This is a genomic window from Achromobacter sp. RTa (genome assembly GCF_000757485.1).
Lineage (GTDB): Bacteria > Pseudomonadota > Gammaproteobacteria > Burkholderiales > Burkholderiaceae_B > Achromobacter.
On sequence record NZ_JPYO01000042.1, the window covers coordinates 310,938 to 333,943 of the forward strand.

Sequence of the window (23,006 nt, forward strand, 5' to 3'; positions counted from 1 at the left end):
CCGATATGAGCGAATCACTGAAAGGCAAGCGCGTCCTCGTCACTGCGGGCGCAAACGGCATCGGGCTGGCGATCGCGCGCAGGTTCCTGGAATCCGGCGCCGAGGTGCACGCCTGCGACGTGGACGCGGAAGCCTGCCGCGCCGCCCAAGGCATCCATCCCCGACTGAGCGTAAGCGTTGCCGACGTGTCGTCCGAGGAGCAGGTTCTGGCCCTGTTCGCCCAACTGTCCGAAAAATGGAGCGGGCTCGACGCGCTGGTCAACAACGCCGGCGTGTCCGGCCCCACCAGCCGGCTGGAAGACACCACGCTGGACGCCTGGCGCAATACGCTGGACGTCAATCTGACCGGCACCTTCCTTTGCGCCCGGAGCGCCGTGCCCCTGCTGCGGGCGGCCGGCGGCGGCTCCATCGTCAATATTTCCTCGGTGGCGGGCCGCCTGGGCTTCTCGCTGCGCACGCCCTACAGCGCCAGCAAGTTCGGGCTTGCCGGCCTGACGCAGACCTGGGCCATGGAACTGGGCCCATCCAATATCCGCGTCAATTCCGTGCTGCCGGGCGTGGTGGCGGGTGAGCGGGTCGAGCGCATCATTGCCGCCCGCGCCGCCGCGGCCGGCGTCACCAACGATGAGATGCGTGCGCAACTCGTGTCCGGCGTGTCGCTGCGCCGCATGACGAGCCCGGAGGACGTGGCCAACCAGGTGGCGTTCCTGTGCTCGGACGCGGGCGCAATGATCAGCGGCCAGAGCATTTCCGTCTGCGGCAACGTGGAGCACCTGGGCTGATGCGCTGCCCGGCGGATACGCGCGCCCGCCTCTGCGGGTCGGCACGCTAGGCGCCCAAACCTTTGAGTTACATCAAGGTTCTGGCGGGGCACGGCTCCGCCAGGCCCGCCCCGTTGCGCCATAATCAAGCCATCGTCGCCCCTCATCCGCATCGCTCTTTCATGGGAACACCGCGATGAAATTCCGCGATCGTTGGCTATCGGGCCATGGCCCCATCCAGCACCGTGCCGACACGGTCACCCGCGTGGACTCGCTGGTGGACAGCCTTGCGGCCGCCCGCCGCATCCCTGGCCCGGACGATGCCTATGCCATGCTGGCCGCCGCGGACCGGCTGGGCTGCGCCGCCATGAACGTGGTGGCGCACATGACCTACGCCCGGCGCATCGACCCGGCCGGCGCCCCGCTGGCGGCCGAGGACTTCAAACCCAATCCTGAGGGCCATACGGGCGGGTCGCTCAACATGGCGCCCGCCTTCGTGGGCTACCTGCTGGCCAATGCGCTGAGCGGGATGACCCGCGGCTGGCTTATGGGCCAGGGCCATTGCGTGGCCGCCATCGAAGCCGTCAACGCCCTGACCGGCGACGTCTCCGCGGCGCAGCGCGGACGCTACGATCGCAGCGAAGCCGGCCTGGCCCGCCTCATCAACGATTTCTACTCCTACGCCATCGACGCCCGGGGGCTGCCCGCCGTTCCGCTGGGCAGCCATGCCGGACCCAATACGGCGGGCGCCGTCTCCGAGGGCGGCTATCTGGGCTTTGCCGGCCTGCAATACGTGCATATGCCCCTGCCCAGCGAGGGCCTGGTGGCCTTCCTGAGCGACGGCGCCTTTGAAGAGCAGCGCGGATCCGACTGGGCTACGCGCTGGTGGCGGGCGGAGGATTGCGGCCAGGCCGTTCCGGTCATGATCCTCAACGGCCGGCGCATCGAGCAGCGCACGCAGATCCTGCAGGAAGGCGGCGCGCATTGGCTGGCCGAAGACCTGCGGCACAACGGTTTCGATCCCCTCATCGTCGACGGCCGCGACCCCGCCGCCATCGCCTGGGCCATCCTCGAGGCCGAATCGCGGCTGGCCGCCCGCCTGGCGGAAGCGGATTTCCAGTACCCGGCCCGGCTGCCCTACGTCATTGCCGAGACCGAAAAAGGTTTCGGCTTTCCGGGCGCGGGAACCAATGCCGCGCACAACCTGCCGCTGGGCGGAAATCCCCGCGTCGACCGCGCGGCGCGGGACGCTTTCAACGAAGGCGCGAGCCGTCTTTTCGTTTCCGGGCCCGAGCTGGATGCCGCCATCGCCGCCCTCGCCAACCACGAGGCCCAGGGGCGCCCTCGCGAAAGCCGGCATCCCATGGCGCACCGCCATCCCGATGCTCCCGCGCTGCCCACGCCGGCCTGGGAAACCGTCGGCGGCCAGGGCAGCGCCATGGCCGCGCTGGATCGCTGGTTCGTGGAACTGGCGCGGGCAAACCCCACCCTGCGCGTGCGCGTCGGCAACCCGGACGAACTGGCCAGCAACAAGATGGGCGGCACGCTGGCCCTGCTCAAGCATCGCGTCAATCGTCCGGAAGCCGAGGTGCCGGAGGGCCTGCACGGCTCCGTCATTACTGCGTTGAACGAAGAGGCCGTGGCCGCCGCTGCGCTTGCGAACAAGGCCGGCCTGAACCTCATCGTCAGCTATGAAGCCTTCGCCGTGAAGATGCTGGGCCTGCTGCGCCAGGAAATCATCTTCGCCCGCCGCCAGAAAGAGCTCGGGCAATCGCCGGGATGGCTATCGGTCCCCCTGGTGGTGACCTCCCATACCTGGGAGAACGCCAAGAATGAGCAATCGCACCAGGATCCCACTATAGGCGAAGCCCTGCTGGGCGAGATGTCCGATACCTCCCGCGTGCTCTTCCCCGTGGACGGCAATAGCGCCGCGGCGGCGTTGCGGGCCGTCTACGCGCGCCGCGCCCAGGTGGCCTGCATCGTCGTGTCCAAGCGCGATGGCGCGCATCGCTTCGACGCGCGGGCCGCCGAGTCCCTCGTGGAACGCGGCGCGGCGCATGTCGCGGGCGACCCGTCGGCCAGCGTGCTGCAATTCGTCGCCATAGGCGCCTACCAGCTCGAAGAGGCCCTGAAGGCGCGCGACCATCTGTCCGCTCGCGGACACGAATGCTGCGTATCCGTGGTGGTCGAGCCCGGCCGCCTGCGCATTGCACGCGACGAGCTTGAATCCGGTTTCGTCCTTCCGGATGCCGAGGTGCGCGCGCTCTTCCCGCCGGGGCTGCCACGCGTGCTGCTGTGCCATACCCGCCCCGAACCCATGCTGGGCATCCTGCGCCGGCTGGACGGAGGACCGGCCCGCACCCGGGCGCTTGGCTACATCAGCCGGGGCGGCACGCTGGATGTGCCGGGCATGCTCTTCGCCAACCGCTGCACCTGGGCGCACGCGGTCGATGCCGCGGCCGCCGTGGCGGGCTGGCGCCGCGAGGACGTACTGGACCCGCCCCGGCTAGGCGCAATCGACGGCCACGGCAAGCCCGCCGATCTGCTCGATTCCCGGCCCTGACGCTCACGAGGAAACCATGCTCTCACTGACCTGCCTTGGCGGCGCCGGCACCGTCACCGGATCCAAGCACCTGCTAAGCCACGGAGACACCCGCCTGCTGATCGACTGCGGGCTGTTCCAGGGCCTGAAGAACCTGCGGGAGCTCAACTGGCAGCGTCTGCCCGTCTCGCCCGCCGACATCGACGCGGTCGTGCTGACCCATGCCCATCTGGATCACTGCGGCTACTTGCCGCGTCTGGTGACAGACGGATTCAAGGGCAGCATCCATGCCACCTCCGCCACCCGCGACGTCGCGGAACTGATCCTGCTGGACAGCGCCAATCTGCAGGAGAAGGATGCCGAATTCGCCAACCGCAAGGGCTTCTCCAAGCATGCGCCGGCGCTGCCGCTCTACCGCGTCGTCGACGCCGAACGGGCGATGAGGCGCTTTGCGGACGTCCCCCTGCACCAGCCGGCCGCCTTGCCCGGCGGCGCGAAACTGACCCTGCGCCGCGCCGGGCACATTCTTGGCGCGACCACCGCGCAGATCGACATGGGCGGAATGCGCGTGGTCTTCTCCGGCGACCTCGGACGCTATGGCGATCCGGTCATGCACGACCCGGAAACCGTTCCTCAAGCCGATTACATCGTCATTGAATCCACCTACGGCAACCGGCGCCACGACACCGCCGATCCCGTCGAAGCCCTGGGCGCCATCATCGACCGCACCGTGCAGCGCGGCGGCACGGTCGTGATCCCCGCCTTCGCCGTGGGCCGCGCGCAAACCCTGATCTACGCATTGTGGAAACTGCGCCAGGCGGGCCGGCTGCGGAATATCCCGGTGTACCTCGACAGCCCGATGGCGGCGAGCGCCACCGAACTGCTGTACCGCCACGCCAGCGAACACAAGCTGCCCGCGCGCGAATACGAAGCCGCCTGCGCGGCCGTCACCTACGTGCGCGATGTCGGGGAATCCAAGGCGCTGTCGGCCAACCGCTACCCCAAGGTGATCATCTCCGCCAGCGGCATGGCGACTGGCGGCCGGGTGCTGCATCACATCGCGGCCTTCGGCGGCGACCACCGCAACACCCTGCTCTTCTCCGGCTTCCAGGCCGCCGGCACGCGCGGGCGCAAGCTGCTGAAGGGCGCCGCCGAAACCCGCATCTACGGCCAGTGGATAAGCATCGACGCGGAAGTCACCGAATTGCCCATGCTGTCGGCGCACGCCGACAGCGATGAACTCATGCGCTGGCTGTCCGGCTTTCGCGAGGCGCCGCGCCGGGTCTTCATCGTCCATGGCGAGCCGGAGGCCTCCGAGGCCCTGCGCGAGCGCATCCAGCGCGAACTCGGCTGGCACGCCACCGTGCCCTTGCAGGACCAGATGTATCCGCTCACGGACTAGCCTCAGTTGGGCAGCAGCGTGACCGTCTGCGGGTTGTACTGGGCATAGGCGCCGCTGCTGCACCGCGCGTAAGGCTTCGCCTGCGCGGGCAGCCCGGTCGCGCGGACGGCGAGTTTCCCATCCCGGGAACGGATCTCTTTATAGCGTTCGGCTGCCACCTCGCCATCGGGCAGCAGATACAGGCGCACGCGCACCAGGCCGGTATCGGGGTCGGCCTTGCTCGCCTGGCTGAAAGCGGGCACGGCCACCGTCGCCTCATGCCAGGCCTCCGGATCTTCCAGAGCCTGCCAGCGCAGGCGCACGGGCTGATCCAGATCGAGCAAGGCAGGACTGCCGCCCCCGGACGGATCGCATGGCCGAGGTCCGAGGCTGCGTGCGGCGTACTCACCCAGATCCAGCGTCTGACCGTTGATTTCCACCCTGAAGATCGTCTGGGGCGTGTAGTTCTCCAGGCCGAAGATCGCCAGCCCCGGGATGCGGGCCCGCGTCATCGCGTCCTCGGTCGTTGCGGCAAAACGCGCAATGCTCGGCGCCACCTCGACGTGGTCTGCATAATGGAAATACTGGTACACCAGCAACGAGGCCTCGCCATACGCATGCGCTGCCGCCAGCTTGCCCATTTCCGGTTGGGACAGGCGCCGCAGCGGCACGGACGCGCCCGGCGCCCCATCCTGGCCGGGATACTGGTAAAGCCGGACGTCCTCTTTCAGCCGCGCGCCCGCGTAGGGGAATTTCCCTCCTCCCTCCGGGATTTCATGCTGATACCGAGTAAACCTGGCGAAGCGGGGGTTTTCGGCCGATCCGGGCTCCAGATAGCTCTCTGCGTCCGACGATCTATAGCCGCCGCGTGTATCGAACCGGATCATGCCGCCGCTCAGATTGACGTGCGTCTCGGTGATCGCCGGGTGCGCCTCGCGGAAACGGTCGCGCCGGCTCTGCTGGACGGACTCGCTGACCGGCACGATCATCGCCGCCAGCAGCGTGGGCAGGAGCAGCAAGGCATGAGCCCGCCCGGGCATGCTTCCGCGGTCGCGCACCATGTATACGACCCATGTCAGCAGCAGCACGATGGCCAGCGGCCCGCCGAACAGCAGCCCGTAGCTCAGCAGGGCCGCCGCCCCCCAGCCCAGATAGGGGCTGGTCACGGCATACACGCCGAGAGCCGCCACCAGGCCCGCCAGCACGAAGGAAACGATGATGCCGAACAGATAATTTCCGGTCTTCAATTTCAAAGGCCTCGTCGAATATCCAGGCAGTTCCGTTCGATTGCGCGGCCAATTTTCGGGGCGTACACTGGATTTGCCTGGAGATGGCGTTTTTCCACTGGCCGCCAGTGTATCGCTTGTGCCGAGCCGGATTGCGCCGGCCTGCCGCTGTGCGGCGCGCACGCCGTGCTCCGCGGGAGTCGTCCATGGACGGATATCAGCTCACCTTCTTTACCCAGCAAGAGCGCCGGCATGGCCATCAGCAGCTATGCCAATGGCTGCTGACGCTGGCGCAATCGATGCAGATCCGCGGCGCCACGCTGGTCAGCGCCCAGGAAGGGCTGGGCAGCCATCACCGCCTGCATTCCGCGCATTTCTTCGACCTGGCCGACCAGCCCGTCGAGGTAACCATGATTGTGTCCGCGGAGGAATGCGAGGCGCTGATGGAACGCCTGCGCAACGAGCCCGGCCTGCACCTCTTCTATGCGAAAAGCCGTGTGGAATTCGGCACGATAGGCGAGCCCGCCTCCAGTATCGCGGCCTGAGCCGGGGTTCCGCCGGCGGGCGCTTGCCAGCGCGCCGCTGGCCGTCAGGCCGGACGGTCGCCGATCCAGGCCGAAAAGCGCAGCAGGTATCCGTCCGGGTCCTGCACCAGGAATTGGCGCACGCCGACCTCGACCGCATTGCTGCGATACCAGCGCTCTTGCGGCTCGCGGTACAACGGCCATCCGGCAGCCGCCAGGCGTTCCAGCAACGGCTCTATGGCCTGCACTTTGATCTCGAAGTTGATGCCCCGGCCCCGCGGCGCCTCAAGTGGCGCCGTGATCCAGTTCTCGCCGCCACGCACCTCTTCCAGCATGAATTGCGCGCCGTCCAGATCCAGGTAGGCGAAACCCTCGTCCTCTCGCCGATAGGCGATCTCGAAGCCGCACAGATCCATCCAGAAGGCCAGGCTGCGCGACAGATCGCTTACCAGCAGTTCAGGCACCATGCGGGCACGGCGAAGCTCAGTCATCGGGCTCTCCAGGTTTTCAGAAGCCGTCATGATGCCAGAACCGGCCCGCGCAGCCGCTAGCGGCCGCCCTGCTTCCCGCTTGCGACGTCCCATAGCGCCTGGGAAATCGGCTGCTCGCGCTCTTCGATAACGTGCGCGATCAGCCCGGCCACCCGGCCGATGAGCGTCATGCCCTTGCCGAATTCGGGGCTGAGGCCCATGTCGAGCAACACCGCCGCCTTGGCGCCGGTGGCGTTCAGCGGCACGGGCTTGCCGAACATGCGGCTTGCAGCCTCGGCCAGGGCCAGCACATAGCAGCAATGCCTGCCGTAGTAGCCGCAGTCGGCAGCCACCGCCAGTATCTTGTTGGAGCGCGGGTCGGCCTCGACGTGGATGGGATGTCCGATTCCGGGAATGCGCCGGCGCGCCTCGCGCTCGCGCTCCACCACGCCTTCGGCATGCGCGGCCAACGCGGCCGCGTCCTCGTCGGAACCCTCGAAATCCGCCGCAGCCTGCTGCAGGAAGCGCGCGGCGTACTCCACCACGCCCAGATAGCGGCTGCCCGCGCCCAGCAGGCCGGCCGCCACCGCGCCCTGCATGGACTCCGGCGCCCCGTGCAGGGTCAGGCGGGTCGCCAGCGCGCTGGGCGTCAGGCCATGGTCCGCCGCGGTCACCAGGAACATATTGATCATGCGGCGCTGGTTCGCGTCCGGAAAACTTCCCAGCACCGTCAGGCACAGGACATCGACGAAGTCGCGCTTGTCGATCAGGTCCTCGACCAGGTCATAACCTCTGATGCTGATGTGGTCGGCGTCGCCGCCGCCGATATCGCTCTTGAACATATGTTTTCCTTTTCAGATTCGGGCGGGCCGCTTATTCCAGGCGCGCGCCCGATTGGCGCACCACGGCTTTCCAACGCGGCACCTCTTCCTCCACGAAGCGCTGGAACTTCTGGTCGGACAAGCCCATGGGGAAACTGCTGATGGCCGCCATCGCAGCCACGACATCCGGCGCCTGGGTGATCTGCCCGATCGCGCCGGCCAGCTTGGCGACCACGGCGTCCGGCGTGCCCGCGGGCACGAACACCCCCGACCAGCCCTCCAGCGCCGCATCCGGATAGCCTGCCTCGGCCATGGTGGGTACCGTCGGCATGGCGTCCAGCCGGTTTGTGCCCGCCACTGCCAGCGCGCGCAGCTTGCCCGCCTGAATATGCTGGCTTACCGATTCGGGGTAGCTGAACATGATCTCCACATTGCCCGCCAACACGTCGGACAGCGCCGGCCCCGCCCCCTTGTAGGGCACGTGCGTCATGGATATGCCCGCCGCCGATTGCAGCTTGGCCGCCGCCAGGTGAGTTTGCGTGCCCGAGCCGGCAGAGGCGTAGTTCACCGCTCCCGGCCGTTGCTTGGCCGCCTGCACCAGGTCGCTCAGGCTGCGGTACGGCGTGGCGGCGTTGGCCACCAATACCGTCGATTGGCGGAACAGCGAGTGCACCGCGCGCAGGTCCTTGGGCGGATCGATGCGCACGTTGTCGAACAGCGCCAGATTGGCGGCCTGCGTGCCGTGGGTGCCGTACAGCAGCGTATAGCCGTCCGGCTTGGCGTGCGCCACCGCCTCGGCGCCGATCATGCCGCTGGCGCCGGGCCGGTTCTCGACCACGACCGGCTGCCCCAGGATGTCGGCCAGCTTGCGCGCCAGCAGGCGCGACTGGTTGTCGGATATGCCGGCCGCCGCGAACGGCACCACCAGCGTGAGGCTATGGCTGGGGAAGTCTTGCGCGCGGGCTTGCGCCCCCATCAGCAAGGCGCACGCGGCCGCGGCCGCCGCCATCAGTTTCTTGTTCCAGTTCTTCATGCTTTCCTCCGGTGCGATTGCGGGCTTATTGATAGGAATGCCTTCCGGCGGTGGTGCCCGCATCCACCGGCAGGACCACGCCCGTCATCCAACGCGCCTCGTCGCTCGCCAGATAGCGGATGGCGTGCCCGACGTCCCAGCCATTGCCCTCGGTGCGCAGCAGGGAGCGCTTGCGGCGGATCTCCCGCTTTTCGTCCGACATGCCGCGCGCATACACCATGGGCGTGTGGACCATGCCCGGAGCCACGCAGTTGACGCGTATTCCCTCTTCCCCGTGGTGCGCGGCCATGGCGCGGGTCATGTTGACCACCGCGCCCTTCGACGTGGGATAGAGCAGGCTGGGATGGCCGCCCATCAGGCCCGCCACCGACGCCACGTTCACGATGGCGCCGCGCCCCTGCTCGCGCATGGCCGGAATGCAATGGCGCGCCATCAGCACCATCGACGTGACGTTGATTCGCAAGGCCCGGTCCCATTCCTCGAGGTCCAGATCGACTGCGTTGCCGGCCGGGCCGCCCACGCCCACGTTATTGACCAGGATGTCGAGCCGGCCCCAGCGCTGCCGGACCTCGCGCACAGCCTGGGCGCATTGCGCATCGACGCTCACGTCGCAGGGCAGGACCAGGGCCTCGCCGCCTTCGTCCTCGATCATGCGCCGCGTCACCTCCGCCCATTCCTCGACGGCGTCGATCAACGCCACGCGCGCGCCGTCGCGCGCCAGCAGGATGGCGGCGGCCCGACCGTTGCCGATGCCGTCGGCGCGCGAACCCGCGCCCGTCACGATGGCCACCCGGCCTTCCAGCGACCGCCCGGCGGCCTGGATTTCCATACTCATAGTCTTCCCCTGTATTTCCATTAATTGATCTTGCGCTTGCGGTCGCCCCAATAGCGGGCGCGCAACTGGTTCTTATCGGGCTTGCCCAGCGTGGTCAGGGGCAGCGCGTCCACGAAATCGATCGACTTCGGCGTGTTGACTGGCCCCTTGGCGCTGCGCACGGCCGCCTTCAGGTCCTCTTCGGTGACGGCGCTTCCGGGCCGCAGCACCACCACGGCCTTGACCGCCTCGCCCCATTTCTCGTCGGGCACGCCGATCACGGCTGCCGCGGCCACCGCGGGATGCGCCGCCAGCACGTTCTCGATTTCCTTCGGATAGACGTTGAAGCCGCCCGAAATGATCATGTCCTTCTTGCGGTCGACGAGGAAGTAATAGCCGTGGGGGTCGCGATAGGCCATGTCGCCGGTGTGCAGCCAGCCGTTGCGCAGCACTTCCGCCGTCAGGTCCGGCTGCTTCCAATAGCCCTCCATCACCAAGGGGCTGCGCACGCACAGCTCGCCAATCTCGCCCGGCTCGACCGGCTGGTCCTGGTCGTCCAGCAGTTCCACCGTCACGCCCGGATAAGGCATGCCCGCCGAGCCCAGCGTATTGACGTCGGTGCGCGCATGGTCTTCCTGGGACAGGAACAGGATGTTGCTGGGGCTTTCGGTCTGGCCGTAGCTCTGGACCAGCACGGGCCCGAACACACGCAGCGCTTCCTCGATGCGCGCGGGAGCCATCGGCGACGCGCCGTACGACAACAGCCGCAGCGACGAAAAATCGGCGCTCTGGCACAGTGGATGGTCCAGGATCGCGTACACCATGGTGGGCACCAGGAAGCTGAAGGAAGCCCGGTGCGCCTGCAGCGCCACGATGTATTTCTCGGGATCGAATCCCCGCTGCAGGATGATGGTTCCGCCGCGCCACAGCGTGGGCACCAGCATCGCGCCGGCGCCGTGCGAGATGGGCGTGGGGCACAGCAGGCGCAATTCCGCCGGCAGCTGGCGCGCGGCCAGCAGAAGCACCGCCTGCATCCACATCGAGCGGTTGGTCAGCATGACGCCCTTCGGCTTGCCCGTGGTGCCGCCGGTATAGGCAAGGCGGATGACGTCATCGGCCTCGGCCGTGACGCGCAGGGGCGCCGGCTCCTGTTCCTGCGCATACTCCCAAAAGGATGCCTGGCCCGCCACGCCGCTGTCGTGCGAATACCAATGGCGCACGGCGGGGCAATGCTCGCGCAGCGCATCCAGCCGCTCACGATAGCCCCCGTCCGCGATGAAGAAGCATGCCTCGGCATCGCGGACGATGTACGCGTGGTCATCCAGCCCCCCCATGCCGTGCAGCGTGACCGAGCGCAGCCCCATCAGGTAGGCGGCCGCCATCACCACGAATACGTCGCTGCGGTTTCCCGAGAGCTGGGCAACGCCGTCGCCGCGCTTGAGCCCCAACGCCGTGAACGCCGCCATGGCCTGGCCGATGCGCCGTCCAAGCTGGCGATAGCTGAGCTGGGACTGCTCGTCGATGAACGCCACGCGGTCCGGATAGCGCGCGATCGCCTGGATGATCAGGTCGCCGATGGTGCCTCCGACATGGGCCCGGTGTGTAGTCATTGCTGTCCTTGTGTGAGGGCGGTGCGACGGCTCGGCAAAAGGCTTTTGCATCGTTTCACCATCATGTTTATGTACTCAACGAATGCGGAGTATATTCTCAAATGAATCGTTTCATCAACAGAACAAGAAATGACGGGACGGCGGGCCTTCCCCAGGCGCGCTCGCGGACGGGCCTGGGTTATACTTTCGCGCTGCAAAAGGGATCTACATGCGGCAGAAAAAAATCAGCATCCGGGACGTCGCGGCCCTGGCTGGCACCTCGGTGGGCAGCGCGTCTCGCGTGATCAACGGCGCCGCCAACGTCACGCCCGAAGTTCGCGCCAAAGTCGAACGCGCCATCGCCGCGCTGCGCTATCGCCCCAATCATGCGGCGCAGGCTTTGCGTTCGCGCAGCAGCAAGACCATCGGCTGCATGTTCTCCGACGTCACCAACCCTCTCTATGCGCGCGCGTTCCGGGCGCTCGAGGCCCGCTTCTTCAACGCCGGCTACATGCTGCTGCTGGCAAACGGGCTCAATGACCCAAAGCGCGAAGTCAGCATCCTGAACACTTTCCAGCTGCGCGGCATGGACGGCGTGATCATCGCGCCGGGCAACGAGCGCGATCCCGACGTGCTGGATGCGGTGCAGAACCTGACCATGCCCGCGGTGATCTACGACCGCGACATGGACGTCAAGGCGGACGCCGTCCTGTACGACCACGCCAAAGGCATTGCCGATACGGTCCGTCATCTGATTTCCCTTGGCCATACCCGGATCGCTCTCGTGCTGTGGCAGGCTCGCAGCCGCCCCGTGCGCAGGCGCATCGAAGGCTACAAGGCGGCGTTCAAGGCGGCGCACCTTCCCGTTCCCGACCTGCTGATCCAGGGGCCCTCTCCCACCAGTTCGGCCTACGACGCCATCACCGACCTGCTGGGCCGGCCCGATGCGCCCACGGCCATCATTGCGCAAGGCACGCAAACCCTGAGCAGCACGTTGCGGGCCATCGCGACGATGGGCAAGCGGGTGCCCCAAGACATCTCCGTGGTCGGCATCGGGGATTCCGACTTCGCCGAGGACTACGCGCCCCCGTTGACCGTGCTGCGCACCCCGGTGGAATCGGTGGCCGACTGCGCCTCGGCGATGCTGCTGGAACGCATCCAGGCCCGCAGCGGCGAAGCGCAGCCCGAGCCCCGCGCCAATGTTTTTCCCTACGCGCTGATCGAGCGCCAATCCTGCGGCCCCGTCAAGCGACGCGCAGGATGATCTTGCCGAAGTGGCCGTTGGCGCGCATATAGGCCAGGGCCTGCGCGCCTTGCTCCAACGTGAACTCGCGATCCACCGGCAGGCTCAGCTTCCCATCCTTCAAGGGGCCGCTCAGGTCGCGCAGCATGCTCGCGGTGATCCGCCTGACTTCTTCGCGGGTGCGGGTGCGGAACGTGACGCCGCTGTAGCGCACCCGCCGCAAGGCATGCAGATCGAAATCGAAACTGCCCGCCCGGCCCGCCAGCCGGCCCACGTTCACGATGTGCCCTTCGATGGCGGTGGCCGCCAGGGTTTCATTGATGGTCGGCCCCGACAGCATATCCACCACCAGGTCCACTCCCCTGCCGGCCGTGGCATCCAGCACCTGCCCGGACCAGCCGGAGACGGAAGGGTCGACGACCAGGTCCATGCCCAGCCCGACCAGGCGCTGGCGCTTTTCCGCACTGGTCGAACTGCCTCCCACCCAGCTCGCCTTCAGACAGCGCGCGATCCGCAGCGCCATCAGGCCCACGGCGCTCGACGCGCCATGGATCAGCAGCGACGCGCCCGCCCGCAGGCCTCCGTGGGTCACCAGCGCGTCGTGCATGGTCTGCAGCGCGATGGGCAAGGTGGCGGCCTGCGCGGGTTCCAGTCCGTCCGGCATGGGCAGCACGCGCCCCCAGTCCGCGACCGCATAGTCCGCGAAGGCCCCGCGCCCCGACCCCATGACGCGCTGTCCGACGCGGACATGGCCCGGCACCTCGGCTCCCACCGCGTCCACGACCCCGGCCCACTCCAGGCCCAAGATGGCGCCCGGCCCTCCGGCGTCCCCGTGGCGGCGGCCTTCGGCCATGTAGAGGTCGGCGCGGTTGAGGGCGCAGGCCAGCACCTGCAGCCGGACTTCCGCCGGCCCCGGCCGCGGCACCGGCGCCCGGGCCAGCACAGCTCCGTCCGCCCCAAGGACGAGCGCACGCATCATCGTGGCCATTTACTGCGCCTTCGCGCCGGACTTCCTGACGATGTCGCCCCAGCGGTCGATCTCGCTGTCGACGAATGCCTTGAACTGGTCAACGCCCATCAGGTCGATCTGGATGCCGGCCTCATCGAAGCGCTCACGCACCGAATCGCTTGCCAGCGCCTGATTGATGACGGCGTTGAGCTTTTCCACGACAGGCCGCGGTGTGCCGGCGGGCGCGAAGATGCCGCTCCAGCTGGTGACCTCGTAGCCCGGAACTCCGGCCTCCATCAGCGTGGGCACGTCCGGCAGCACGGAGGCGCGGTTGCGGCTGGTCACGCCCAGGGCGCGCACCTTGCCGGCCTGGATGTGCGGCAGCGAAACGTTCAGGTTGTCGAACATGAGCTGGATGTGCCCGGCCAGCAGGTCGTTCATGGCCGGGCCGCCGCCGCGATACGGCACGTGGGTGAAGCGGGTGCCCGTCAGCACCTGGAACAGTTCGCCCGACATGTGGATGCTGCTGCCCGCGCCGGATGACCCCATCATCAGCTTGCCGGGATTCGCCTTCGCCCACGCGATCAGTTCCTGCACTGTTTTCGCGGGCACCGAAGGGTTCACCACCAGCACGTTCGTGCCTGCCGTCATGCGCGCAATGGGCTCGAAATCCTTGCGCGCGTCGAAAGCCGGATTCTCGTACAGCGTCGGATTGATTCCGTGCGTTCCGATCGTTCCCTGCAGCAGGGTGTAGCCATCGGGCGGCGAACCCGCCACGTGCGCGGCGCCGATATTGCCGCCCGCTCCACCGCGGTTCTCAACGACGACGGGCTGGCCGAGGATCTTCGACATGGCTTCCGCCAGGATCCGGCCCGTCGTGTCCGTGGAGCCGCCTGGCGGGAAGGGGATCACGTAGCGGATGGGCCGCTCCGGATAGGCGGCGGCCGCCAGTCCGGGCGCCGCGGCCACGGCAGTTGCGGCCATGGACAGCGCCAGCACGCGCTTCATGCCCAGCATGGCCAGACGCAAGGAAATGCGAGGGTTCATCGTTGTCTCCTGTGTTGTTATGTGTCGGTGCGGCGCTCGCCGCCCTATTTGCGCAAGACGATGCCGGCCGACATGCCCCCGTCCACCGGCAATTCAACAGCGTTGATATAGCTGGCCTCGTCGGACAACAGGAACCGGATCGCGGCCGCCACTTCTTCCGCGGTTCCCTGCCGTCCGAAAGGCATGGGCTGCGCCAGCCGGTCCGGCCTGGCCTGCGTGGCCGCCCGGCCCATGGGCGTGTCGATCAGGCCCAGCACCACGGTGTTGGCCCGTATGCCCGCCGGCTGGCCTTCCAGCGCCACCGCCCGGCATATGGCCGACAGCGCCGCCTTCGACGTTTCGTAGGCGGGGTTGCGCCCCCCCGGACGGCGTGATGCGGTGGACGATACGAATACGATGGAGCCCCCCGGCGCCATCCTGGGCAAGGCATATTTGGCGCAGAACACATGCGCCCGGGTATTGACGTTCAGCACGGCGTCCCAGTTCTCGGGGGTCAGTCCAGACAGCGGCGTGCGGTGGCTGACGCCCACGTTCAGGACCAGGCCGTCCAATCCGCCAAGGGCCTCGGCCGCCCGGTCGATCATGCCCTCGATCTGCGCCACGTCCGAGACATCGGCCTGCAAGGCCATCGCCTGCCCGCCGGCCTCGGAGATATCGCCCACGGTGCGCTCCGCGGCTTCGAGATCGCGGTCGGCGCAAGCCACGCGCGCTCCGGCGCGCGCCAACGCCAGGCACGCGGCATTGCCATTCGCCGCAGGCTGGCGCGCGCCGGGCGAACGCCCCGCCCCCACCACCAGGATGCGGCGCCCCTCCAGGCAGGACGCCGCGGCTTCGGATTTCTGTACTTGGCTCATGATGGATTCTTGATAAAAAGAGCGCCGCGGCTCAAAGCGTGGCCACCGGCGTGACGGGAGATCCCACGGCGCCGGGCAGGCGCAGCGGCGGCGCGGTCAACAGGAATTTCGAGCGCCCCTGCGCGGCCAGGGCACGCGCCAGCCCGGACAGGTGCCAAAGCTCGCCCAGGGGGATTCCGTACTGGAACAGGCACAACTGATGCAGGGGCAAGCGCGCGCAGGGCTCCGCGGCAGGCCGGCCCGGTATGCCTTCGACCGCGTAGTTATCGGCGCAGAGCGCGGCAATCCCGCTATCGACGATCCAACGCCGCAGGCGCTCATCGCGCCCATCGAGCACGGCGCAGCTGCCATCGAGCACCGCCGCGTCGGGCGCGCCGCCCATGGCCACGATCTTGTCGGCGAACCCCGTGTACAGGCACAGCATGTCGCCGGACTGGATATCGCCGCCGGCGGCATCCACGGCGCGCATCAGCAGCTCATAGCCCACATACTGGCGCGCGTCGCCGCACAGCGCATGCAGGTCCAGCAGCACGCCGCGCGACTGGATGGCTTTTTCCGCCATGGTCTGGATACCCAGGCGATGCGCGCCCGGCGGCGCCCCGTCTTCGGGACCGACAACGTCGACGCCGGCGCGAAAGCCGTTGTAGTACACCGCCACGGGTTCGCCATTTCCCTCCACGTCGAACCGGTGCCCTACGTGGGCGAAGCTGTCCCACTGAGTGGAGTACTGCGTGTGCAGGATTACCGAGTCATCGCAGACGACGTCCGTATGCGCATGGCCGTCGGGATCCACCGGCAGGTTGTAGACAGGCCGCCCGTCCCGCCGCGTCGGCGCCAGCACGGGCGGATGGCGGCGCGGATTCAGCACGTTGCCGCCTGGCAGGTTCAGCGGCAGGCTGAGGCAGATGCTGCGCCCCTCCCGCACCTCGCGCACTCCCCGCAGGACCGCCTCGGGCGTGATCAGGTTCAGCCGGCCCAGCTCATCGTCCGGCCCGAAGTCGCCCCAGTTCGATTCCGAGGGCCGTACTTTCCAGCGTGGATTCATTTTCCGTCGTTCCTTGCCATCACATCACAATTGCACGTGCGCGGATTGCACGATGCCCTGCCAGCGTCCGGACTCGGCCGCGACGAATTCGGGAAATGACCGCGCGTCGAGCTTGCGCAGCAGCTCGGTGCCATTCTGGGCGGCCCGCGCCTGCACGGCCGGGTCCGCCAGCACGCGCCCGCAGGCTTCGGACAATATCTCCACCGCCTCGGCCGGGGCTCCACGCGGCGCGAACAATCCGGACCACACCGACGACTGTGCACCGGCGTATCCTGCCTCGGCGATGGTGGGAACTCCCGGCAGGCTCGGCAGGGGCCGTGGCCCCGTCGTCACGAGCGCGCGCAGCTTCCCTGCGCCGATCAGCGGCAAGCTGGTAATGGGGTAATCGAACATCACGTCCACCGTGCCGGCCATCAGGTCGTTCATCGCCAGGCCGGCGCCTTTGTACGGAACGTGCAGCAACCGGATGCCAGCCACCTGTTGCAACAGCTCCGCCACCAGGTGCTGGGCCGTGCCCACGCCGGCCGAGGCATATGTCAACTGGCCCGGCCGCTTGCGGGCCTGGGCCAGGAACTCATCGAACGTGGCGAACGGCGTCGCCGCGCCGGTAACCAGCACGTTGAAGTCGGCGAACAGACCATGCACGGGCACGAAGTCCCGTAGCGGGTCATAGGGAAAATCCTTGTACAGATACCGGTTCGCGGCGTGCGTGCCATTGGTGCCGAACATCAGGCTGTATCCATCGGGCGCCGCGCGCGTAGCCACGCCAAGGGCGATGTTGCCGCCGGCGCCCGGCCGGTTGTCCACGACAAAAGGCTGCCCAAGCGCGGCCGCCAGTTTTTCAGCCACCAGGCGCGCATTGCTGTCGGCAATGCCGCCGGCGGCGAAAGGCACATACAGCGTCAGCGCCCGCGAAGGGTAGGCCGCGGCGCGGCCGGCGCCGGACAGGCCCATGGCCGCCATGCCCAGCATGGCAGCCAGAAATCCGCGGCGCCCCGGCACCGCTCCGCCGGATAAGCCCTCCGCCGTTTGAACCGATTCATTATGTGAATGAAAAAACACCGCGCCTCCCCGTATTGCCATTGAATTCCCTACGAATTAACGGCCGTCTCCATGATTTTTTCCAACTCTAGCACACAATGAAACGGTTCACCAATAGCAAAGAGAGCATATATTTCCAGCTTCGATAAGGGCGAGCCGGGACGGCCAGCGTTGCAATGGCCGGGATGCGAGGTGGGGAGATGGGCTATGCGCGGATGCGTGCCGATGGGGGAGGAATCAAGCAGCGGCAGGCCCCGAAGGGCCTTGGTTTTCCGTGAACGGGCTGCGCTTGCCGGTGCGTTGCGCACCGCGGGATTTCAGAGCGCGCCAGCAATCACTTCGTGTTTATAGCCATAGCCAAGCAGGATCGAACCGGCCTTGGAACCCTTGAGATAGAACTGGAACGACCGCGCCGTCGGGTTGTTCCGCCCTTCATCGAGAATGACGGTCTGCTGCCTGATGGGATCGTAGAGCGATTGCGGGATCAGCCAGGCCGATCCCCGCAAGAGCCTGCCATTGGCGTATACCTGCGACAAGGTCACGATGCCCAGGCCAGGAGCGTCGGAAGCAACGAACTGTCGAGACTCGGCGATGTCGTGGCGTTCGACCAGCTTGGCCGAGATCTCGCGGGCGATGCCGAGGTTGTCGAGCACCTGCTTCGCCGGCTGGCCATACACAAGCGCCGGGCTCACGACTGACAGCCGATCGAATTTCTTGCGGGTCAGCACCTGGCCCTGGGGGTCGACGTAACCCTCCTCCGGAGACCACAGCACCAACGAATTCGTCGCGTAGGTAAAACGCGTGCCGGCCACGACCAGATTGCGGTCCTCCAGCTCCTTCAAGGCCGCCGTGTTATTGGGCAGCAATAGATCGTACCGGGCGCCATCGATGATTTGCCGCAGCAGTTCGCTGGTGTTGCCCACGGTAAGGATCACCTTGTTGCCGGTATCCTTTTCAAAGCTTTGGGCGATGGCGCGCAGCGGTTCGGCGAGCAAGGTCGCGACGGCGACTCGCACTTCCCCGGCCATGGCATTTGGACTGAAACTGGCTCCGAACAGAGGTACTGCGGCAAGCAGGAGGTGCAGGAATTTCATGGCAACGCTTAGGAACAACCGCGGGCGCGGTCCGACATCGGGGATAGATACCACGTCGTGAAGGTTGGTAACAAGACTATGTTTCCATACGTTTCAAAGATGGCGCACAATCCGCATCCCTTATAGGATTCGATTGTTTTCTATAGTAGACAGACAGAACATGCCTCAGCCCACGTTCAAATTTGCCGATTGCCGCGCTGAACAGCATTCGACCGCGATCCTCGATATCTTGAACGAGGCGATCCTGAACTCGACGGCGCTCTATGACTATCGCCAGCGCGAGCCGGCCGCGATGGTGGCCTGGTTCCAGGCGAAAGCGGCGGGCGGCTTCCCGGTGATCGGGGCCTTCACGGACGACGGCACGCTTGCCGGCTTTGCCAGCTGGGGCACATTCCGCGCTTTCCCCGCCTATAAGTACACCGTGGAGCACAGCGTCTACGTCCACAAAGACTACCGCGGCTGCGGGCTTGGCAGGTCGCTCCTGTCCGCCCTTATCGCCCGGGCGCGCGAATCAAGCGTTCACGCCCTCATCGGCTGCATCGACGCAACGAACGCGGGCAGCATCGCGCTGCACGAGAAGCTCGGTTTCAAACACGTCGGGACCATGCCGGAAGTCGGCTTCAAGTTCGGCCGGTGGCTGGACGCGAGCTTTTATCAGCTCCGCCTCGCAGGCCCGGCCCAGCCCGTGGACGGCTGAGCCCGATACGCTGCGCCGGCCCTAGCGGCGGATCAGCGCCACCACGTAGACGCAGGGCGCGTCCGTCGCGTTATGGAATGCGCATGCGGCCGGCAGGCCAAGCTGCAGGCAGTCCCCGTGTTCCAGGACATGCGTGGCCTCCCCTTCGTGGAACGTCAGGGTTCCCTCGAGAACCCAGATCTGCTGGTGCTGGAAGACAAAGGCGCTGGCCGGGTATTCGACCCGTACGCCGGCGGGCAGGGTCACTTGCACCATCTCAAGCATCGTCCCGTTGCGGGGCGACACCACCCGGCGCTCGTAGCCGGTTTCCGGGTCCACCCACACCGACTGCGAATCCGCCTTGCTCAGGCGTTCGCCAGTCCGCTCGGCCAGGGCCAGGAGCATGGACAGCTGAAGGCCGAATGCGCCGGACAGTTTGCCCAGGATGGTCGCGGTGGGGCTGGCTTCGCAGCGCTCGATCTTGCTGATCATCGCCTTGGACACGCCGGATTTGTCGGCAAGGTCGCCCAAGGACCAGCCCCGCGCCTCGCGCTCTATGCGAAGCCGCGTGGCGATGGCAATGGACGGATCAGGAAGTGGGCTGTTCATAAGGGCAGTGAGAGCGGCTGGTTCTGTTCGTCATTGTATCGGCCCGCACCAAGCCCGCCGGCCATGCCGATCTCTTAGCACACATCGGACTCCCGGGTTTGTACCTAGATGAGAAGTCTTTGATAGTGATCAATCGTTCACTATACTTGACGACACAGCCAGACCGGCGATTCGGGCCTCACCCCGAAACTCACCAAGTACTGCTTCGGAAACTGATATGTCACGTGAAATTCGCTTCAACGCCTTCGACATGAATTGCGTCGGCCACATCCAGCAGGGCCTGTGGACCCATCCTCGGGATCAATCGACACGGCACGGAGAGCTGCAATACTGGGTAGATTACGCCAAACGGCTCGAAGCCGGCCTGTTTGACGGGATCTTTTTCGCCGACGTGGTCGGCGTCTATGACGTGCTCGGCGGCAACGCGGACGCAGCCGTGCGCAGCGCGGCGCAAGTGCCGGTTAACGACCCGACCCTGCTCATCCCTGCCATGGCGGCCGTGACGAAGCACCTGGGCTTCGGCGTCACCTCGAATCTCACCTACGAGCAGCCGTTCCTGTTCGCGCGTCGCATGTCGACCCTGGATCACCTCACGGGAGGCCGCGTCGGCTGGAACATCGTCACCGGCTATCTCGACAGCGCCGCCCGCGCGATCGGCATCGAAGGCCAGATCGCCCACGATGACCGCTACGACCTGGCGGACGAATACATGTCGCTGGTCTACAAGCTGTGGGAAGGCAGCTGGGACGACGATGCCGTGCTCGCCGACCGCGAACGCGGCATCTATGCCGATCCCGCCAAGGTGCGGATGATCCATCATTCGGGTCCTCAGTACAAAGTGGACGCCATGCACCTTTGCGCGCCCTCTCCGCAACGCACGCCGGTGCTGTACCAGGCGGGATCCTCCACCCGCGGACGCAAGTTCGCAGCCACGCACGCGGAATGCGTCTTCGTGAACGGCCAGAAAAAGGAAGGCGTCAAGGAAATCGTCGGCGACATCCGCGCGCAGGCCGTGCAGCTCGGCCGCAAGGCCGACGACGTCAAGGTCTTCCTGGGCGCCACGCTGATCCTCGGCCGCACCGAGGCCGAGGCCCAGGAGAAGTTCGCCGAATACCGCAAGTACGTCAGCACCGAAGGCGCCCTCGCCCACGCCGCGGCGTCGCTGGGCATCGACTTTGCGAAGTACGACATCGATGAGCCCATCGATACCGGCAAGAGCCAGGCGATCGTCTCGAACGTGGAAGCCATGACGCGCGCCAGCGGCCCGCAGTGGACGCGCCGCAAGCTGCTGGAACAGATGGTCCTGGGCAGCCGGCAGACGCCATGGGTCGGGTCGGTCGACCAGATTGCCTCGCAGCTGATCAGCTGGAGCGAGGAGGCCGACGTCGACGGCTTCAACCTATCGCGCACCGTGGTTCCCGAGTGCTTCGACGACGTCATCGAGCACTTGATTCCGCAACTGCAGGAACGCGGCGTCTACAAGACCTCCTACAACGACGGTTGCTATCGCGAAAAGCTTTTCGGCCAGGCCCGCCTGCCCGCGTCGCACCCCGCAGCCAGCTATCGCAGCAACGGGAAATAAGCCGTGGCCGCGCCGGCGCATGCAGCGCCCGAACCGCCTGCATGCCCGGCCGGGAAACGAGAAGGTGCCATCATGATTGATAAATTGAGCTATCGAGAGGCCATGTCCGGCCTGGGCGCGGCGGTCAACGTCATTACCAGCGAAGGCAAGGCGGGGCTTGCCGGTTGCACGGTTTCCGCGGTCTGCTCCGTGACGGACGACCCTCCTACCTTGCTCGTCTGCATCAACAGGGCAAGCAAGAACAACGCCGTGATCCGCGAGAACGGCAATCTGTGCGTGAATGTGCTGGCCGGCGACCAAAGCCACATCGCCATGCAGTTCGCCTCCAGGAGCGTGCCCATGGAATCGCGCTTCGCCGCGGCGACCTGGGATCGCCTGGAAACCGGCGCGCCGGCGCTCGTGGATGGCGTCGCCGCCCTGGACTGCGAAGTGATGTCCATGAACGAAGTCGGAACGCACACCGTCTTCTATTGCGAAATCAAGGCGATCCGCAGCACCGTCGGCCGTGAAGGCCTGGTGTATTTCGGCCGCGACTTCCACCGCCTGCCGCAGGCTCCGCAACCCGCCCACGCCTGACCTCCGCCGCGCCCCCGGGCGCGCACGGCAAGCCCCCTCTTTCCTTCGGCCAGCGGCTGACGATGGCCGGTGCTTGCCCGGCGGCGGCCGCATCGAAGAACGAAATCAGAATTTTGGACACCAGAATGCACGCTTACCCAGAAATCCAGATGTTTATCGGTGGCCAATGGCGCCAAGTCGCCGGCGATCCGGTCACCAATCCCTCAGACGGCACGGTCATCGGCTCGGTGCCCAGGGCCCGTGCGCAAGATCTCGACGACGCCATCGAAGCGGCCGCCCAAGGGCTCCGCGCCTGGAGAAAGACCCCGCCCGCCCAGCGCGCCGAAATCATGCTGCGTGCCATAGCCCTGATCCGCGAACGCGTGGAGGAAATCGCCCACGCCATTTCGCTCGAACAGGGCAAGACTCTCGTCCAGGCCCGGGCCGAGGTGCTCCGCGGCTGCGACCTGATGACGTGGGACGCAAACGAAGGGAAGCGGCTCTATGGGCGCGTCATCCCTGCCGAGCCCGGCATGCGCCATACGGTGATCCGCGAGCCCATAGGCGTTATCGCGGCCTTCACGCCCTGGAACTTTCCGATGAGTTCTCCTGCCCGCAAGGTGGGCGGCGCACTGGCCGCGGGTTGCTCGATCATCCTGAAGGCGGCCGAGGAAACACCGGCCGGCGCGGTGCTGCTGGCAAAGGCGTTCCAGGACGCGGGGCTGCCGGACGGCGTCTTGAACGTCGTGTTCGGCGATCCGGCGATGATCTCGGCGCATCTGATCGCAAGCCCCACGGTGCGCGGCATCACGTTCACGGGGTCGACTCCCGTGGGCAAACACCTGGCAGGGCTGGCCGCGCAGCATATGAAGCCCGCGATCCTGGAGCTGGGCGGCCACGCTCCCGTCGTGATCTGCGAGGACGCGGATCCGGAGAAGGCGGCAATCGCCTGCATCAAGGGCAAGCTGAACAACGCGGGCCAGGTGTGCGTCTCCCCAACCCGCTTCTTCGTCCATGCGGAAGTCTACGACGCCTTCGTCGACGCCATGCGGCGCCATGGAAGCCAGATCAATGGGCAACGCGATGGAAGCCGGCAACGATATCGGACCCGTGGTGAACCGCCGCCGCTTCGACGCCATCGACGCGCTGA

General features: G+C 66.8%; 22 protein-coding genes. 9 read left to right on the forward strand and 13 right to left on the reverse strand.

Going from position 1 to position 23,006, the window contains the following annotated elements:
- Positions 1–5: 5 nt before the first annotated feature.
- The 3 genes from JL37_RS19155 to JL37_RS19165 all read left to right on the forward strand — a co-directional run bounded on the left by JL37_RS19155 (position 6) and on the right by JL37_RS19165 (position 4,705).
- Positions 6–782, forward strand: a complete 777-nt coding sequence (locus tag JL37_RS19155; RefSeq protein WP_043546145.1) for an SDR family oxidoreductase — start codon at positions 6–8, stop codon at positions 780–782.
- 175 nt (positions 783–957) lie between these two features.
- A complete protein-coding gene (locus tag JL37_RS19160) occupies positions 958–3,324 on the forward strand; it encodes a xylulose 5-phosphate 3-epimerase (protein ID WP_043546146.1) in 2,367 nt (788 codons plus the stop codon).
- A 16-nt stretch (positions 3,325–3,340) separates the two neighbouring features.
- On the forward strand, positions 3,341–4,705 hold the full coding sequence (locus JL37_RS19165; RefSeq protein ID WP_043546147.1) for an MBL fold metallo-hydrolase RNA specificity domain-containing protein: 1,365 nt from the start codon (positions 3,341–3,343) through the stop codon (positions 4,703–4,705).
- A 2-nt stretch (positions 4,706–4,707) separates the two neighbouring features.
- On the opposite strand, the gene JL37_RS19170 is transcribed toward JL37_RS19165, so the two are convergent.
- Entirely contained in the window at positions 4,708–5,937 is a 1,230-nt protein-coding gene (locus JL37_RS19170; RefSeq protein WP_231570384.1) for a hypothetical protein, read from the reverse strand.
- A 179-nt stretch (positions 5,938–6,116) separates the two neighbouring features.
- On the opposite strand from JL37_RS19170, the gene JL37_RS19175 reads away from it, so the two are divergent.
- The gene (locus JL37_RS19175; RefSeq protein ID WP_043546148.1) at positions 6,117–6,455 is read left to right on the forward strand and encodes a DUF190 domain-containing protein; all 339 of its coding nucleotides are present in this window, start codon (positions 6,117–6,119) and stop codon (positions 6,453–6,455) included.
- Between the two features lie 44 nt (positions 6,456–6,499).
- Here the strand turns inward: JL37_RS19175 and JL37_RS19180 are convergent, their stop codons facing one another.
- The 5 genes from JL37_RS19180 to JL37_RS19200 are packed head-to-tail and all read right to left on the reverse strand — an operon-like array spanning position 6,500 to position 11,182.
- The gene (locus JL37_RS19180) at positions 6,500–6,925 is read right to left on the reverse strand and encodes a VOC family protein (RefSeq protein WP_043546149.1); all 426 of its coding nucleotides are present in this window, start codon (positions 6,923–6,925) and stop codon (positions 6,500–6,502) included.
- Positions 6,926–6,981: 56 nt separating this feature from the next.
- Positions 6,982–7,746, reverse strand: a complete 765-nt coding sequence (locus JL37_RS19185) for a citryl-CoA lyase (RefSeq protein WP_043546150.1) — start codon at positions 7,744–7,746, stop codon at positions 6,982–6,984.
- Positions 7,747–7,777: 31 nt separating this feature from the next.
- The gene (locus JL37_RS19190) at positions 7,778–8,758 is read right to left on the reverse strand and encodes a tripartite tricarboxylate transporter substrate binding protein (protein ID WP_043546151.1); all 981 of its coding nucleotides are present in this window, start codon (positions 8,756–8,758) and stop codon (positions 7,778–7,780) included.
- Positions 8,759–8,783: 25 nt separating this feature from the next.
- Positions 8,784–9,593: an SDR family NAD(P)-dependent oxidoreductase gene (locus JL37_RS19195; RefSeq protein ID WP_043546152.1), complete on the reverse strand. Its 810-nt coding sequence runs from the start codon at positions 9,591–9,593 to the stop codon at positions 8,784–8,786.
- A 20-nt stretch (positions 9,594–9,613) separates the two neighbouring features.
- On the reverse strand, positions 9,614–11,182 hold the full coding sequence (locus tag JL37_RS19200; RefSeq protein WP_043546153.1) for an AMP-binding protein: 1,569 nt from the start codon (positions 11,180–11,182) through the stop codon (positions 9,614–9,616).
- Positions 11,183–11,390: 208 nt separating this feature from the next.
- Between JL37_RS19200 and JL37_RS19205 the strand changes: the two genes are divergently transcribed.
- Positions 11,391–12,425 carry a substrate-binding domain-containing protein gene (locus JL37_RS19205; protein WP_043546154.1) on the forward strand — a complete coding sequence of 345 codons (1,035 nt, stop codon included), beginning with the start codon at positions 11,391–11,393 and terminating at the stop codon, positions 12,423–12,425.
- On the opposite strand, the gene JL37_RS19210 is transcribed toward JL37_RS19205, so the two are convergent.
- The 6 genes from JL37_RS19210 to modA form a co-directional block, all read right to left on the reverse strand.
- Complete coding sequence (locus tag JL37_RS19210; protein WP_197064633.1) at positions 12,406–13,392, reverse strand: zinc-binding dehydrogenase; 987 nt, start codon at positions 13,390–13,392, stop codon at positions 12,406–12,408. The genes JL37_RS19205 and JL37_RS19210 overlap by 20 nt on opposite strands.
- Positions 13,393–14,400 (reverse strand): tripartite tricarboxylate transporter substrate binding protein, encoded by a 1,008-nt coding sequence (locus JL37_RS19215; protein WP_231570385.1) that lies wholly within the window; start codon positions 14,398–14,400, stop codon positions 13,393–13,395. It abuts the gene before it with no gap.
- A gap of 44 nt (positions 14,401–14,444) precedes the next feature.
- Positions 14,445–15,254: an SDR family NAD(P)-dependent oxidoreductase gene (locus JL37_RS19220; RefSeq protein ID WP_043546155.1), complete on the reverse strand. Its 810-nt coding sequence runs from the start codon at positions 15,252–15,254 to the stop codon at positions 14,445–14,447.
- Between the two features lie 31 nt (positions 15,255–15,285).
- Positions 15,286–16,299: a cyclase family protein gene (locus JL37_RS19225; protein WP_043546156.1), complete on the reverse strand. Its 1,014-nt coding sequence runs from the start codon at positions 16,297–16,299 to the stop codon at positions 15,286–15,288.
- A gap of 24 nt (positions 16,300–16,323) precedes the next feature.
- Positions 16,324–17,271, reverse strand: coding sequence for a tripartite tricarboxylate transporter substrate binding protein (locus JL37_RS19230; RefSeq protein WP_052097384.1), 948 nt, complete (start codon positions 17,269–17,271; stop codon positions 16,324–16,326).
- Between the two features lie 386 nt (positions 17,272–17,657).
- Positions 17,658–18,434, reverse strand: coding sequence for a molybdate ABC transporter substrate-binding protein (modA, locus tag JL37_RS19235; RefSeq protein ID WP_043546157.1), 777 nt, complete (start codon positions 18,432–18,434; stop codon positions 17,658–17,660).
- A gap of 160 nt (positions 18,435–18,594) precedes the next feature.
- On the opposite strand from modA, the gene JL37_RS19240 reads away from it, so the two are divergent.
- Complete coding sequence (locus tag JL37_RS19240) at positions 18,595–19,131, forward strand: GNAT family N-acetyltransferase (protein ID WP_043546158.1); 537 nt, start codon at positions 18,595–18,597, stop codon at positions 19,129–19,131.
- A gap of 21 nt (positions 19,132–19,152) precedes the next feature.
- Here JL37_RS19240 and JL37_RS19245 read toward each other — a convergent pair whose 3' ends face one another.
- Positions 19,153–19,719 (reverse strand): XRE family transcriptional regulator, encoded by a 567-nt coding sequence (locus tag JL37_RS19245; protein WP_043546159.1) that lies wholly within the window; start codon positions 19,717–19,719, stop codon positions 19,153–19,155.
- A 217-nt stretch (positions 19,720–19,936) separates the two neighbouring features.
- Between JL37_RS19245 and JL37_RS19250 the strand changes: the two genes are divergently transcribed.
- The 3 genes from JL37_RS19250 to JL37_RS30905 all read left to right on the forward strand — a co-directional run.
- Positions 19,937–21,301, forward strand: coding sequence for an LLM class flavin-dependent oxidoreductase (locus JL37_RS19250; RefSeq protein WP_043546160.1), 1,365 nt, complete (start codon positions 19,937–19,939; stop codon positions 21,299–21,301).
- A gap of 72 nt (positions 21,302–21,373) precedes the next feature.
- On the forward strand, positions 21,374–21,877 hold the full coding sequence (locus tag JL37_RS19255) for a flavin reductase (RefSeq protein WP_043546161.1): 504 nt from the start codon (positions 21,374–21,376) through the stop codon (positions 21,875–21,877).
- A 149-nt stretch (positions 21,878–22,026) separates the two neighbouring features.
- A partial coding sequence (locus JL37_RS30905; protein ID WP_231570386.1) for an aldehyde dehydrogenase family protein occupies positions 22,027–23,006 on the forward strand: 980 nt, incomplete at its 3' end.